Here is a 13,942-nt window from a genome sequence, read left to right as displayed (position 1 = left end):
CCTTCCCCTCCCCCCTCTGCGGGGGAGGGTGCCCGGCTGAGCCGGGCGGGAGAGGGGCAGCGCGACGCTGTTCCAGGTGGCGCCCCTCATGAAGCGCACGCCTTCTCCGGAGGCGGTGTCCCCTCTCCCGGCTCGCTTACGCTCGCCACCCTCCCCCGCAGAGGGGGGAGGGGTCCCTTGCGGCAGCCGTCGCTTCCACACCGCGCAACCTGCCGTGCTGTGGTGTGTCGTGGGGGTAGAGGACATCGGCACCCTACCCCTCCCCCCGCACCAGCCGTTCCTTCAGCTTGCGATGCAGGTTCTTCCCCGTCGCGGTCCGGGGCATTGCGACGTCCTCCATGAACGAGATCGTGCGCGGGCGCTTGAAGCCGGCGAGGCGATCCTTGCACCAGCCGAGGATCTCGGCCTCGGTGGCGCTGGCGCCGTCGCGCAGCACGACCACCGCGTGGACGCGCTCGCCCCAGGTCTCGTCGGGAAGGCCCACCACGGCGACGTCGTGCACCGCCGGATGGCCGCCGAGCAGGGCCTCGACCTCGGACGGGTAGATGTTCTCGCCGCCCGAGATGATCATGTTGCTCTTGCGGTCGACGAGGTGGATGAACCCGTCCGCGTCGCGCCGGGCCATGTCGCCGACGGTGCAGTACGCGCCGCGGAAGGCCTCCTTCGTCTTCTCCGGCTGCTTCCAGTAGCCGTCGAACAGGTAGGGATTACTGCAATACAGCTCGCCGGCCTGGCCGTCCGGCACCTCGTTGCCGGATTCGTCGAGCAGCTTGATCGGGGCCGAGCCGACGCATTCGCGGCCGACCGAGCCGAGCTTGCTGAACTGCTCGGGCGGGTGCAGCATCGTCGCCCAGCCGACCTCGGTGGCGCCGTAGAGTTCGTAGAGGCCGGAATTCGGGAAGAACTCCATCACCGCCCGCTTGGTGTCGGGCCGGGCCGGGGCCGAGGAGATCATCAGGCGGGTGATGCGGGTGAGGTCGTAGCGCTCCCGCACCTGCTGGCTCAGGGACAGCATCATCGCGTAATGCGTCGGCACCAGGGAGGTGAAGCTGGCGCCGCCCTCGGCCAGCGCCCGCACGCAATGCTCGGGATCGAAGGTCTTGCGAGAGTAGACGCTGGTGACGCCGCCGCAATAGCTGAACGCGCCGAAGAAGTAGAGCGAGTTGGCGTGGCAGAGCGGCATGACCAAGAGCGCCGAATCGCGCCGGTGGACGCCGAGTTCGATGTCGGTGATCATCGACAGCATGGCGGCGCCGCGATGCGAGCGGATCGCGCCCTTCGGCTTGCCGGTGGTGCCCGACGTATACATCAGCATCCACGGATCGGCCGGGTCGACCGCCGTGCCGGGCTCGTCCTCGCTGGCCCGGTCGATCAGGTCCTCGTAGGACGAGAAGCCCGCCGGGCACGGGGCCGCGCCGAACCACACCACCCGCGACTCAGGCACCGGCAGGTCGGCGCGGATCTCCTCGATCGTGCCGGCGAGTTCGTCCTGCAGGATCAGGGCGGAGACCTCGGCATCCTCCAGGATGTAGCGCACCTCGGGGCCGACGAGGCGGAAGTTGATCGGCACCGCGACGAGGCCGGCCTTCGCCATGGCCGGATACAGCTCCAGCCACTCGACGCAATTGTAGGCCAGCACCGCCACCCGGTCGCCCTTCCGCAGGCCGAGGCCGAGCAGGGCATTCCCCAGGCGGCAGGCGCGGGCATTCCACTGCCGGAACGTCATCTCGCGCTCGAGGTCGCGCGCGCCGATCCGGTCGGGCTGCAGGCGCGCCTGGACGGCGAGCATCTGCCCGGGCGTGAGCACATCCCTCATCGTGGTGGTCCTCGTCTGGTCTTTCTGCGCGAGATGGGTTCGTCGATCGTCGTACGGCCCCCCGACGACCTCATCCTGAGGTGCTGCTGCTTGCAGCAGCCTCGAAGGAGGCCTCCAGGGATCTCGGAGACTTCTGGAGCCCTCCTTCGAGGTCAATCGATCGCCGATCGACTGACACCTCAGGATGAAGTCGCGAGTGGGAGGGGCGAGAGCTCGCCGGATGGGCCGGAAAGGCTGACACCTCAGCCGATATCCCCGGCATATTTCTGCACCAGCGCCCAGGCCTCCGGCCCGAACTTCTCGCGCCACTGGCCGTAGAACTTCGTCGCCTTGAGCGCGGACTGGAAGGCCGCCGGGTCGGTGGCGTTGAACACAAGCCCCCTGCCCTCCAACTCCTTCTGGGTGTCGCGGTTGGCCTGGGCGATGTCGTCGCGCTCCTTCAACGCCGCGGCGTTGAGGTGCTTCTCCATGATCGCCTTCACGTCCGCCGGCACGCCGCGCCAGACCCGGCCGCTCGCCATCATCCAGAAGCCGTCCCAGGCATGGTTGGTGAGCGAGCAGTATTTCTGCACCTCGTAGAACTTGGCGAAGTTGATCAGCGCCAGCGGGTTCTCCTGCCCGTCGGCGATCCGGGTCTGGAGCGCCGAATAGGCCTCGCTCAACGGGATGCTGACCGGCGCGGCGCCGAGGGCCGAGAACATCGAGACCCAGAGCGGCACCACCGGCACGCGGATCTTGAAGTTCTTGAGGTCGTCGGGCGTGCGGATCGGCTTGGTGCTGGTGGTGATCTGCCGGAAGCCGTTGTCCCAAGTCGTCTCGAACGGGACGAGGTTCGCCTTCTCGATCGACTTGCGGATATAGCCGCCGACCTCGCCGTCCATCGCGGCCCAGACCTTGTCGTAGCTCGTGAAGGCGAAGCCGATGCCGGTGAGCGAGGTTGCCGGCACCAGCGTCGAGACCACGGTGCCCGGGAAGGTCGCGAGTTCGAGCGCGCCGGAGCGGATCTGGGACAGCATGTCCGAGTCGCTCCCCAACTGGTTCGACGGGAACAGGCTGATCTCGACCGCGCCGTCGGTCTCCTCGCCGATCGCCGCGATCGCCTCCTTGAGGCGCACGTTGACCGGATGCGGCACCGGCAGGTCGGTGCCGAGCTTGAAGGCGAGCTTCCAGCCCTGTGCCAGCGCCGGCCGCGGGAAACCGGCGGCGAACGCCGCGGCGGCCCCGAGGCCCGTGGCCAACAGGTGCCGGCGGTGAAGATCCGCCGGGCGGGGGCGAGCCATCCAGGGGCGAGTCATGGCGTTTCTCCCTCAGGAATTCCGAACCCGTCGGCCTTTCCGGCCGTGTCGATTATTGAATTCAGAATTCGAATTTCGAATTCGATATTGCATGGGCGCCCGGTTTGCGCAACACGTCGGAGGAGTGTTTTTGCGTGAGAGGGGATCCGGCCATGGTCGGCGAGACCGACACGAGCGGCCCGGCGCGCCACCGGCTCGTCGAGCAGGTCTATGGAGCGATCTTCAGCGAGATCACGGCGGGCCGGCTGGCGCCGAACACGCGGCTGATCCAGGACGAGCTCGCCGATGCCTACGGCGTCTCGCGCCAGCCGGTGCAGCAGGCGCTGCTGCTCCTACGCAACCACGGCATCGTGCGCGACGCGCCGCGCCGCGGGCTGGTGGTGGCGCCGCTGGAAGCCTCGTTCGTGCGGAACCTCTACGAGGTCCGCGGCGTGCTCGAAGGGCTGACGAGCCGGCTCGCCGCCGAGCGCAACCCGGCGCGCGCCCGCGCCGAGGGGCCGCCGCTGGTCACGGCGGGGCGCGCGGCGGCGGAGACCGGATCGGTCGCGGAGCTGATCGCCGCCGACATCGCCTTCCACCGCTTCCTCGGCGAGATCGCCGAGAACCCGATCATCGTCGAGACCGCGGCGCCGCACTTCAACCACCTGCAGCGGATCATGGGCGAGGTGTTGCGCGAGGACGAGACGATGCCGCGCCGGATCTGGGACGAGCACGCGGCGATCCTCGACGCGATCGCGGCCGGCGACGGCGACACCGCCGACCGGCTGGCACGCCAGCACATCGCCCGGGCGGCGACGGTGTTCGTCGATCGGCTGCGGGCGCAGGAGGATGCGGTGGCCGAGGAGGCGCGGGGCCGGCGGGTGCGGCGGTAGGCGCGGAGCGCTTCGCGGTTCTGGACACCGACCGTCGTGAAACCCTCGATGTCATCCCGGGTTCTCGGCTACGCCGAGCCCCGGGACGACCCGGAGGGTGGAAGGACCGTCGAGCAAGAGCGAAGGTCGCTCTCCCTCACTCACCCCCGCGCGAACACCCGCGCCGCGCCGACCGCGAGCGCCACCCGGTCCCCCGGCTCGTAGACCTCCGTCACCTTCACCTCGACCGGCGCTTCGGCGCCATCCAGGAGGATCTCCGCCACGGTGCCCCGCCCGGTGCGGCGCCACTCGCGCACGGTGCCGGGCAGCGTGCCGGCCCCCTGCCCGACCGTGAGGTCCCAGGGCCGCAGGCAGAGATCGACCGGCCCCTGCGGCCAGCCGGGCTCCGCCGCGATCACCGGACGGCCGGCGACCCGGACCTCGCCACCAGAGACCTCGGCCGCCAGGCGCGCGGTCTCGCCGACGAAGGACATCACGAAGCGCGAAGCCGGATGGTCCTGGACCTCGTGCGGCGCGCCGACCTGCTCGATGCGGCCCCGGTTGAGGATCGCGATCCGGTCGGCGAGCTCCAGCGCCTCGTCCTGGTCGTGAGTGACGAAGATCGTGGTCTGGCCGGTCTCGCGGTGGATCTCGCGCAGCCAGCGCCGCAGGTCCTTGCGCACCTGGGCGTCGAGCGCCCCGAACGGCTCGTCGAGGAGCAGCACCGAGGGCTCGACGGCCAGCGCGCGGGCGAGCGCGACGCGCTGGCGCTGGCCGCCCGAGAGCTGGCCCGGATAGCGCTTCGCGAGGTCGGGCAGCTGCACCAGCTCCAGCAGGCGCTCGACCCGGCGGCGGATCTCGTCCTCCTTCGGCCGGTGGGCCCGGGGGCGCGAGCGCAGGCCGTAGGCGATGTTCTCGAACACCGTCAGGTGGCGAAACAGGGCGTAGTGCTGGAACACGAAGCCGACGCCGCGGCGCTGCACGGCGATCTCGGTGGTGTCCTGCGAGCCGAAGAACACCCGACCACCGTCGGGGATCTCGAGCCCGGCGATGACGCGCAAGAGCGTCGTCTTGCCCGAGCCCGAGGGGCCGAGCAGCGCGAGCAGCTCGCCCGGCTCGATCGCAAGGCTAACGCCCTCGAGCGCCGCCGGACCGCCGCCGCCGTAGCGCTTGACGATGCCGTCGACGCGCACGGAGGTGCCGGCGTGGCGCAGGCGCTCGGGCGAAGCGGCCTCGACCGGGCGGGCCTGGGCCTGCGCGTCGCGGCGCAGGGACAGGGTGCTGGGAGCGAATCCTGCCGTCATCTCAGTGGGCTCCGCGTCCGGCCAGCGCATCCGCGTGGCGCCATTCGAGGAAAGTCTTGCCCGCCAGGGTGACGAGCGCCAGGAGCGCCAACAGCGAGGCGATCCCGAACGCCGCCACGTAGTTGTACTCGTTGTACAGGATCTCGACGTGCAGCGGCATGGTGTTGGTGAGCCCCCGGATGCGACCCGACACGACCGACACGGCGCCGAACTCGCCCATCGCCCGGGCGTTGCAGAGCAGCACGCCGTAGAGCAGAGCCCAGCGCACGTTGGGCAAAGTCACGGTCCGGAACACCCGCCAGGGGCTGGCCCCGAGGGTCAACGCGGCTTCCTCGTCGGTGGTGCCCTGATCCTGCATCAAGGGGATCAGCTCGCGGGCCACGAACGGGAAGGTGACGAACACGGTGGCCAGCACGATGCCCGGCACCGCGAAGATGATCTCGATGCCGTGGCGCTGCAGGAACGGCCCGAGCAGCCCCTGCGCCCCGAAGATCAGTACGTAGATCAGCCCCGCCACCACCGGCGAGACCGAGAACGGCAGGTCGATGAGGGTGATGAGCAGGTTACGGCCACGGAAATCGAACTTGGCGATGGCCCAGGAGGCACACAGGCCGAACGCCACGTTGAGCGGCACCGCGATCACCGCGACGAGCAGGGTCAGGCGGATCGCCGCCAGCGCGTCCGGCTCGGCGAAGGTGGCGAAGTAGGCGCCCACGCCCTTGCCCAGCGCCTCGACGAACACGACTGCCAGCGGCAGCAGCAGGAACAGGGCCAGGAAGGCGACCGCCACCAGGGTCAGGGCGAGGCGGACCGGGCGCGGCTCGGTCAGTGCCGCGTGCGGGCCGCGCGCGGTAGGATCGTTCGACGGGCGGATCGACGGAACGGTGGTCTCAGACATGCCCGAACCTGCGGCGGCTGAAGTCCTGGACGAGGTTGATGGCGAGGAGCGCGGTGAACGACATCAGCAGCATCACGGCGGCGATCGCCGTGGCGCCTGCGTAGTTGAACTCCTCGAGCTTGATCACGATCAGGAGCGGGGCGATCTCCGACACGTAGGGCAGGTTGCCGGCGACGAAGATCACCGAGCCGTACTCGCCGACGGCGCGGGCGAAGGCGAGCGCGAAGCCGGTGAGCATCGCCGGGATCAGCGGCGGCAGGATCACCGTGACGACGGCCCGGAAGCGCGAGGCGCCGAGGATCGCGGCGGCCTCCTCGCTCGACTTGTCGATCTCGGCCACCAGCGGCTGCACCGTGCGGACGCAGAACGGCAGGCCGACGAAGACCAGCGCCACCAGGATGCCGAGCGGCGTATAGGCGACCTTGACGCCCAGAGCCATCAAGGGCTCCCCGAGCCAGCCGTTCGGGGCGTAGAGGCTGGCCAGCGCGATGCCCGCCACCGCCGTCGGCAGCGCGAAGGGCAGGTCGACCAGTGCGTCGATGATCCGCCGACCGGGGAAGCGGTAGCGGGTCAGCACCCAGGCGATCAGGAGCCCGAACACCGCGTCGATCGCGGCCGCCGCGAGCGACAGGCCGAACGAGGTCTTGAGCGCCGCGAGGTTGCGGGAATCGGTGACCAGCGCCCACAGGCCCGCCGGGCCGACGCTGGCGGCGCGCAGGAGCAGCACCGCCAGCGGCAGCAGCACCAGCAGGGTCAGGTAGGTGAGCGTGATCCCGAAGGTCAGGCGGAAGCCCGGCAGCGCGCTCGGGCGGCGGAAGCGGGGTGCGGCCCGCCCCGCGGGCAGGGCCGCGGCGCCGCTCATTGGCGGGCTTTCAGGATGGCGTCGAACACGCCGCCATCGTCGAAATGGGTTTTTTGCGCCTTGGCCCAGCCGCCGAAGGTGTCGTCGATGGTGACGAGCTTCAGCTTCGGGAAGCGCGCCAGGTCCTCCTTGGCCGCCGCGGACTCGTCGCGCGGGCGGTAGAAGTTCTTGGCGATGATGGCTTGCGCCTCCGGGGTGTAGAGGAACTGCAGGTAGGCCTCGGCTTGGCGGCGGGTGCCCTTCTGGTCGACATTGGCATCGACGAGCGCCACCGGCGGCTCGGCCAGGATCGAGAGCGAGGGCACGACGATGTCGAACTTGCCCTTGCCGAACTCCTCGTCGGCGAGGAACGCCTCGTTCTCCCAGGCGATCAGCACGTCGCCGAGGCCCCGCTGCACGAAGGTGGTGGTGGCGCCGCGCGCGCCGGTGTCGAGCACCGGCACGTTCTTGAACAGGGCGGTGATAAAGTCCTTCGCCTTGGCCTCGTCGTTGCCATTCTTCGCGAGCGCGTAGGCGTAGGCGCCGAGGTAGTTCCAGCGCGCGCCGCCCGAGGTCTTGGGGTTCGGGGTGATGACCTGGATCCCCGGCTTCACCAGGTCGTCCCAGTCCTTCACGCCCTTCGGGTTGCCCTTGCGGACCAGGAACACGATGGTCGAGGTGTAGGGCGTCGAGTTGTTCGGCAGCCGCTTCTGCCAGTCGGCCGGCAGCTTCTTCGAGCGGGCGGCGATGGCGTCGATGTCGCTGGCGAGCGCCAGCGTCACCACGTCGGCCGGCAGCCCGTCGATCACCGAGCGGGCCTGGGCGCCGGAGCCGCCATGCGAGGCGCGCACCGTCACGGTCTCTCCGGTCTTGGCCTTCCACTCCTTGGCGAAGGCCGCGTCGATCGCCCGGTACAGCTCCCGGGTCGGGTCGTAGGAGACGTTCAGGAGCTGTTGCGCCTTCACCGGGGCCGGCGAACCGGCGAGCGCCAGGAGCGAGGCCCCGGCGACGATCACCGGGGACGTAGCCCGGAAGAGGCGCCGCAGCGAGCCGAGGAGGCCGCCCCGGGCGGGAGCCTCGGCCCTCGGCGTCTCGGACTTCGGCGTCTCGGTCTTCGCGCCGCCCTGCGGAGCCGCTTGGGGCGCCTGGACGAGCCCGAGCGCCGCCGTGTCGGTGGTCGCCCGGTCGATCAGGATCAGGCTGCCGGTGTCGCGGTTCTGGCGATAGGCGTCGACCGCGACCTGGCGGTCGAGGCTCAAGGAGACGTCGCCGATGTCGTTGGCGCTCAACGCGTCGGCCGGCACGCCCTGCCCGGTCTCGGTGTCGATGCGCGCACGCACGGCCTCGACCACGGCATTCGCCGTCACCGTCCCGACCTTGGCGAGATAGGTGGCACCCGGCTTCAGCTCGGCCTCGTTGGCCCAGAACAGCCGCACCTCGAGCCGGTCGCTCACCAGCGGGACTTGCGCCGCCGCCGCGATGACGCTGCCGCGGGACGCGTCGACCTCGTCGGCGAGCACCAGGGTCACCGACTGGCCGGCGATGGCCCGGTCGAGGTCGCCGTCATAGGTGACGATCCGGGCCACCGTGGACGGGGTGCCGGACGGCGCCACCACCACCGCGTCGCCGACCGCGACCGCGCCGGAGGCGATCAGGCCGGAGAAGCCGCGGAAGTCGGAATTCGGCCGGTTGACCCACTGCACCGCCATCCGGAAGGGGGCGACCTCCTCCTCGACATGGGCCGGCACCTCTTCGAGGTACTGGAGCAGCGGCGCGCCGGTGTACCAGGGGGCGGCGGTGCCGGGCAGCACGACGTTGTCCCCGTTCGCCGCCGAGAGCGGGATGCCAGCGACGTCGGTGAAGTTCAGGTCCTTCGCGAAGGCCTGGAACTCGGCCACGATCGCCTCGAACCGATCTTGCGACCAGCCGATCAGGTCCATCTTGTTGACCGCCAGCACGACGCGGCGGATGCCGAGCATCGACACCAGCAGCGCGTGGCGCCTCGTCTGCGGGCTCAGGCCCTTGCGCGCATCCACGAGCAGCACCGCGACCTCCGCGGTCGAGGCGCCGGTCGCCATATTGCGGGTGTACTGGACGTGGCCGGGGGTGTCGGCGACGATGAACGAGCGCCGCTCGGTCGAGAAGAACCGGTAGGCGACGTCGATCGTGATGCCCTGCTCGCGCTCGGCCTGGAGGCCGTCGACGAGGAGCGCGAGGTCGAGTTCGCCGCCCCGCGTGCCGTGGCGGCGCGAATCGCGCTCCAGTGCGCTGACCTGGTCGTCGAAGATCTGCTTGGTGTCGTGCAGCAGGCGCCCGATCAGGGTCGACTTGCCGTCGTCGACGGAGCCGCAGGTGATGAACCGCAGCACTTCCTTCCGCTGGTGGGCGGCGAGGAAGGCCTCGTAGCCGAAGGCGCGGGTGGATTGATGCACGGTCATCAGAAGTAACCTTCCTGCTTCTTGCGCTCCATGGCGCCGGCGCCGTCCTTGTCGATCACCCGGCCCTGCCGCTCGGAGGTGCGGGCGGCCAGCGTCTCGCCGATGATCTCCGGCAGCGTCGCGGCGTCGCTCTCCACCGCCCCGGTCAGCGGGTAGCAGCCCAGCGTCCGGAACCGGACCAGGCGCGTCTCCGGCATCTCGCCGGGGTTCAGCGGCAGGCGCTCGTCGTCGACCATGATCAGCTGCCCGTCGCGTTGCACCACGGGGCGCTCGGCCGCGAAGTAGAGCGGCACGATCGGGATGTTCTCCTGCTCGATGTAGAGCCAGATATCGAGCTCGGTCCAGTTCGACAGCGGGAAGATCCGTAGGCTCTCGCCGCGCTGCTTGCGCATGTTGTAGAGGTGCCAGGGCTCGGCGCGCTGGCGCTTCGGGTCCCAGCGGTGCTGCGCGGTGCGCAACGAGACGATGCGCTCCTTGGCGCGCGAGGCCTCCTCGTCGCGCCGCGCGCCGCCGAAGGCCGCGTCGAACTTGTGCTTGTCGAGAGCCTGGCGCAGGGCCTGCGTCTTCATCACGTCGGTATGGACCTCGGAGCCGTGGCTCACCGGCCCGATGCCGCGGGCGAGCCCGTCCGGGTTGGTGTGGACGAGGAGGTCGAGGCCGAGCTCCTTCGCGCGCTGATCGCGAAAGGCGATCATCTCGCGGAACTTCCAGGTCGTGTCGACGTGGAGCAGCGGGAACGGCAGCCGGCCCGGCGCGAAGGCCTTCAGCGCCAGGTGCAGCAGGACCGAGGAATCCTTGCCGATCGAGTACAGCATCACCGGGTTCTCGGTCTCGGCGACCGTCTCCCGCATGATGTGGATGCTCTCGGCCTCCAGGCGCTGGAGGTGGGTCAGGCGGTCGAGGCCGTCCGTACGAACTTTGAGGGCGGCGCTCATGCGGCCAGCTCCGGGTTGGTCTTGGTCGGGGAAGACTTGGTCGAGGATGATTCGGGCGCGGGTTGGCTGTCGGAGAGTGCCGGCTCGAAAGCGGCGGGCTCGCGGCCGGGAGCGATCGCGCTGCCGGGCGCGCCCGCGACGTGCAGGCCGCATTCCTGCTTGCCCGCCTGCTCCCACCACCAGCGGCCGGCCCGCTCGGGCTCGCCGACCTTGACGGCGCGGGTGCAGGGCGCGCAGCCGATCGACGGGAAGCCGCGGTCGTGCAGCACGTTGTAGGGCACGTAGTTCTGGTGGATCAGCTCGGCGAGCGCCTCGCGGGTCCAGTCGGCCAGGGGGTTGAGCTTGATCAACCCGCGGGCGTGGTCGGCCTCGGCGAGCGGCGTCTCGGCCCGGTTGGCCGATTGCCCGGCGCGCAGGCCCGTGAGCCAGCCGGCGGCGCCGGCGAGCGCACGGCCGAGGGGCTCGACCTTGCGGAAGCCGCAGCAGGCCTGGCGCGCCGCCACCGAGTGGCGGAAGCCGTTGATGCCGGATTCCGCGACGAAGCTTTCCTCCGCCTCGCGCTCCGGCGCGTAGGCGCGAATCCGAAAGTTATACGCCGCCTCGGTCTCGGCCCAGACGTCGTAGGTCTCCGGAAAGAGCCGGCCGGTATCGAGGGTCACGATCTCGGCGCGCGACTTCGCCATGCGCAGGGCGTGCGTGAGCGCCTGATCCTCGAGGCCGAAGCTCGTGGTGAAGACCAGGCGGCCGTCCACCGTCGCGTCGATCAGCGCGAGACGCGCCGGCAGGGCGAGGGGACGCAGGCGCGCGGCCAGGTCCTGCGCCGCGCGGTCGAGGGGAAGGGTCATGGGGAGCCCGGGATTGGCTGCTTGTGTGAAGCGGTAACTGTTCGCTATACCGAACACTGTCAAGGCATGGCTGGGATGCGATCCTGGAGTTTTTCATCCCCTTCGCACCCGCATCCCGCGATAGTCGGGATCCGGCCAACCCTCGGGTAGAAAATCCGTTCCCTTCCCGAGGGTCAATCTTGAAAGAATCTTCTCCAAAAGCGGAGCCGCGCAGTGGATGCCATCGATTTGAAGATCCTCGCCCTGCTCCAGAACGACGCCACCCTGTCGATCGCCCAGATCGGGGAGCGCGTCGGCCTGTCGCAGACCCCCTGCTGGAAGCGCATTCAGCGCCTCGAGGCGGACGGGGTGATCGACCGCCGGGTGGCGGTGCTGGATCCGGTGAAACTGGGGCTAGGGTTAACGGTCTTCGTCTCGATCGAGACCAGCGACCATTCCCGCGAATGGCTGGAGCGCTTCGCCGCCACCGTCTCGGGGATGCCCGAGGTGCTGGAATTCTACCGCATGGCCGGCGACGTGGATTACATGCTCCGCGTCGTGGTGGCGGACATGCAGGCCTACGACGCCTTCTACAAGCGCCTCATCGCGGTGCTGCCGCTGAAGAACGTGACGTCGCGCTTCGCCATGGAGAAGGTGAAGAGCACCACCGCTCTGCCGCTTCCGACGGCCCCCTTCGTCCAGCCCCTCGCGGCCGGCGGAAAATAATATTCTCCTTCCGGCCTCGCTGGCGATAATGATGTTCTCTCGCGGGGTCGTTCTTCAAAAAGAACATTTTGGTTGACTCCGACGCGGCGCGGGCACATCTGTGCGGGCATGTCTCGCTCCGCGCTTCTTCCCCGCACGGCTCCCTTCGGCGACGCCGAGCGGGCCCATCTCGACGCCGCCCTCGGCTCCACGACCGCCCTGCAGCGGGCGTGGCTGGCGGGCTTCCTCGCCGGCCTCGACGCCGCCGGCGGCACGGCCGCCGCCGAGGCCCCGGCCCCGGCCGCCCCGCCGCGGGCCGCCGAGCCGCTGACGATCGTGTTCGCCAGCGAGTCCGGCAACTCCGAGAAGCTCGCCGGCGACGTGTCGAAGCTCGCGCGCAAGAGCGGCTTCAAGCCGAAGGTCGTCGACTTCGCCGACCTCGACGTGGCCGCGCTCGGGAAGGAGAAGCGCCTCGTCGTCATCGCCGCCACCTGGGGCGAGGGCGAGCCGCCGGCCCGGGCCGTGCGGGCCTATGGCGAGATCATGGGCGAGGGCGCGCCGCGCCTCGACGGGGTCGAGTTCGGCGTGCTGGCGCTCGGCGACACCTCCTACGCGGAGTTCTGCGCCATCGGGAAGCGCCTCGACGCCCGGTTCGAGGAGCTGGGCGGCAAGCGCGTGCTGCCGCGGATCGATTGCGACCTCGACTTCGACAAGCCGGCCGCCGCCTGGATCAAGGACGCCCTCAAGGCGCTGGCTCCGGCCGAGCCGGCCGGCAACGTCGTGGCGGTGGATTTCGCCCGCAGCACCGCCGATGAGGACGCCGAGGTCAGCCGCGAGCCGGTCACCGTCGAGGTGATCGAGCACGTCAATCTCAACTCGTCGCGCTCCGACAAGGAGACGATCCACCTCGCGCTGGCCTTCGAGGACGCGGCCCCGGCATACGAGCCCGGCGATTCCCTCGAACTCTACCCCGAGAACGATCCGGCCCTGGTCGACCAGATCCTGAAGGCCGCGGGCCTCGAGGGCGATTCCGCCTTACGCCAGGCGCTGCTCGCCGAGCGCGACATCACCACCCTCTCGGCCGCGACGGTCGAGCGCTTCGTCAAGGCCACCGGCCACGAGGAGGCGCGCCGCCTGATCGAGTCGAACGAGGTCCGGGCCTGGATCGAGGGCCGGCACCTCATCGACCTGATCGAGACCTACCCGGCGAAGCTGACCGCGCAGCATCTCTCGGACATCACCCGGCCGCTGCCGCCGCGGGCCTACTCGATCGCCTCCTCGCGGGCCGAGGTCGGCGACGAGGCCCACCTGACCATCGCGGCGGTGCGCTACACCACCCATGACCGCGCGCGCACCGGCGTCGCCTCGGTCCACGTGGCGGACCGGATCCGCAGCGGCGCCAAGCTGAAGGTGCGGGTGAAGCCGAACAAGCATTTCCGCCTGCCGAAGGATCCGGCCACCGACATCATCATGGTCGGCCCCGGCACCGGCGTGGCGCCGTTCCGCGCCTTCGTGCAGGAGCGCCGCGCCACCGAGGCGCCCGGCCGCAACTGGCTGTTCTTCGGCGACCGCCACTTCACCCACGACTTCCTGTACCAGCTCGAATGGCAGGAGGCCCTGGAGGACGGCTCGCTCAAGCGCATCGACGTCGCCTTCTCCCGCGACCAGCCCGAGAAGATCTACGTCCAGGACCGGATCTGGGAGCAGCGCCGGGAGCTGGTGTCCTGGCTCGACGGCGGCGCCCACTTCTACGTCTGCGGCGACGCCAAGGCGATGGCCAAGGACGTCCGGGCGGCGCTGGTGCGGGCCTTCGCCGACGTGAAGGGTCTCGACGCCGCGGCTGCGGAAGCCGCCGTCGCCGGCCTGGAGCGCGGCCACCGCTACCAGCAGGACGTGTACTAGGACTCGCACTGCCTCCCCTCTCCCGTGTGGGAGGGGGGCCGTGGGGATCGAAGATCCCGCGTGAGGGTGGCTCGGTCTCCGCAATGACCCTGAACCGTCGAGCTGCGCAGCTTGACGTTTAGTGGATCGTCCT

General features: G+C 70.0%; 11 protein-coding genes and 1 pseudogene. 3 read left to right on the top strand and 9 right to left on the bottom strand.

Annotated features, from left to right (window positions below; genetic code table 11):
• Positions 1-253 precede the first annotated feature (253 nt).
• On the bottom strand, positions 254-1,816 hold the full coding sequence (locus DK412_RS24140; protein ID WP_109974038.1) for an AMP-binding protein: 1,563 nt from the start codon (positions 1,814-1,816) through the stop codon (positions 254-256).
• Between the two features lie 242 nt (positions 1,817-2,058).
• Positions 2,059-3,111, bottom strand: coding sequence for a TRAP transporter substrate-binding protein (locus DK412_RS24135; protein ID WP_245447221.1), 1,053 nt, complete (start codon positions 3,109-3,111; stop codon positions 2,059-2,061).
• Positions 3,112-3,245: 134 nt separating this feature from the next.
• Between DK412_RS24135 and DK412_RS24130 the strand changes: the two genes are divergently transcribed.
• Positions 3,246-3,983, top strand: coding sequence for a GntR family transcriptional regulator (locus tag DK412_RS24130; RefSeq protein WP_348629345.1), 738 nt, complete (start codon positions 3,246-3,248; stop codon positions 3,981-3,983).
• A 140-nt stretch (positions 3,984-4,123) separates the two neighbouring features.
• Here DK412_RS24130 and DK412_RS24125 read toward each other — a convergent pair whose 3' ends face one another.
• The 7 genes and pseudogenes from DK412_RS24125 to DK412_RS24100 form a co-directional block, all read right to left on the bottom strand.
• The gene (locus tag DK412_RS24125) at positions 4,124-5,266 is read right to left on the bottom strand and encodes a sulfate/molybdate ABC transporter ATP-binding protein (RefSeq protein WP_109974035.1); all 1,143 of its coding nucleotides are present in this window, start codon (positions 5,264-5,266) and stop codon (positions 4,124-4,126) included.
• 1 nt (position 5,267) lies between these two features.
• Complete coding sequence (cysW, locus tag DK412_RS24120; protein WP_109974034.1) at positions 5,268-6,164, bottom strand: sulfate ABC transporter permease subunit CysW; 897 nt, start codon at positions 6,162-6,164, stop codon at positions 5,268-5,270.
• Positions 6,157-7,026, bottom strand: coding sequence for a sulfate ABC transporter permease subunit CysT (gene cysT, locus DK412_RS24115; RefSeq protein WP_109974033.1), 870 nt, complete (start codon positions 7,024-7,026; stop codon positions 6,157-6,159). Before cysT ends, cysW begins: the two co-directional genes overlap by 8 nt.
• Entirely contained in the window at positions 7,023-7,997 is a 975-nt protein-coding gene (locus DK412_RS31175; protein WP_245571978.1) for a sulfate ABC transporter substrate-binding protein, read from the bottom strand. The genes cysT and DK412_RS31175 overlap by 4 nt, the downstream gene beginning before the upstream one ends.
• A 39-nt stretch (positions 7,998-8,036) precedes the next feature.
• Positions 8,037-9,443, bottom strand: a pseudogene (gene cysN, locus DK412_RS31170) (sulfate adenylyltransferase subunit CysN); the annotation flags it as partial.
• Positions 9,443-10,378 carry a sulfate adenylyltransferase subunit CysD gene (gene cysD, locus DK412_RS24105; protein WP_109974031.1) on the bottom strand — a complete coding sequence of 312 codons (936 nt, stop codon included), beginning with the start codon at positions 10,376-10,378 and terminating at the stop codon, positions 9,443-9,445. The gene cysD and the pseudogene cysN, both read right to left, overlap by 1 nt.
• The gene (locus DK412_RS24100; protein ID WP_109974030.1) at positions 10,375-11,223 is read right to left on the bottom strand and encodes a phosphoadenylyl-sulfate reductase; all 849 of its coding nucleotides are present in this window, start codon (positions 11,221-11,223) and stop codon (positions 10,375-10,377) included. The genes cysD and DK412_RS24100 overlap by 4 nt, the downstream gene beginning before the upstream one ends.
• 213 nt (positions 11,224-11,436) lie before the next feature.
• Here DK412_RS24100 and DK412_RS24095 point away from each other — a divergent pair, with 213 nt between their 5' ends.
• Positions 11,437-11,928, top strand: coding sequence for an Lrp/AsnC family transcriptional regulator (locus DK412_RS24095; protein WP_109974029.1), 492 nt, complete (start codon positions 11,437-11,439; stop codon positions 11,926-11,928).
• A 108-nt stretch (positions 11,929-12,036) separates the two neighbouring features.
• Positions 12,037-13,809: a flavodoxin domain-containing protein gene (locus tag DK412_RS24090; RefSeq protein ID WP_109974028.1), complete on the top strand. Its 1,773-nt coding sequence runs from the start codon at positions 12,037-12,039 to the stop codon at positions 13,807-13,809.
• Positions 13,810-13,942: the final 133 nt, after the last annotated feature.

The sequence above is a fragment of the Methylobacterium sp. 17Sr1-1 genome (assembly GCF_003173775.1).
Taxonomy (GTDB): domain Bacteria; phylum Pseudomonadota; class Alphaproteobacteria; order Rhizobiales; family Beijerinckiaceae; genus Methylobacterium.
This window is presented reverse-complemented; position numbering and strand designations above follow the sequence as displayed.

Bases quoted from the DNA above. Each gene is read 5' to 3' on its own strand.
- DK412_RS24140 (WP_109974038.1), bottom strand. From the start codon at position 1,816: ATGAGGGATGTGCTCACGCCCGGGCAGATGCTCGCCGTCCAGGCGCGC.
- DK412_RS24135 (WP_245447221.1), bottom strand. From the start codon at position 3,111: ATGACTCGCCCCTGGATGGCTCGCCCCCGCCCGGCGGATCTTCACCGC.
- DK412_RS24125 (WP_109974035.1), bottom strand. From the start codon at position 5,266: ATGACGGCAGGATTCGCTCCCAGCACCCTGTCCCTGCGCCGCGACGCG.
- cysW (WP_109974034.1), bottom strand. From the start codon at position 6,164: ATGTCTGAGACCACCGTTCCGTCGATCCGCCCGTCGAACGATCCTACC.
- cysT (WP_109974033.1), bottom strand. From the start codon at position 7,026: ATGAGCGGCGCCGCGGCCCTGCCCGCGGGGCGGGCCGCACCCCGCTTC.
- cysD (WP_109974031.1), bottom strand. From the start codon at position 10,378: ATGAGCGCCGCCCTCAAAGTTCGTACGGACGGCCTCGACCGCCTGACC.
- DK412_RS24100 (WP_109974030.1), bottom strand. From the start codon at position 11,223: ATGACCCTTCCCCTCGACCGCGCGGCGCAGGACCTGGCCGCGCGCCTG.
- DK412_RS24090 (WP_109974028.1), top strand. From the start codon at position 12,037: ATGTCTCGCTCCGCGCTTCTTCCCCGCACGGCTCCCTTCGGCGACGCC.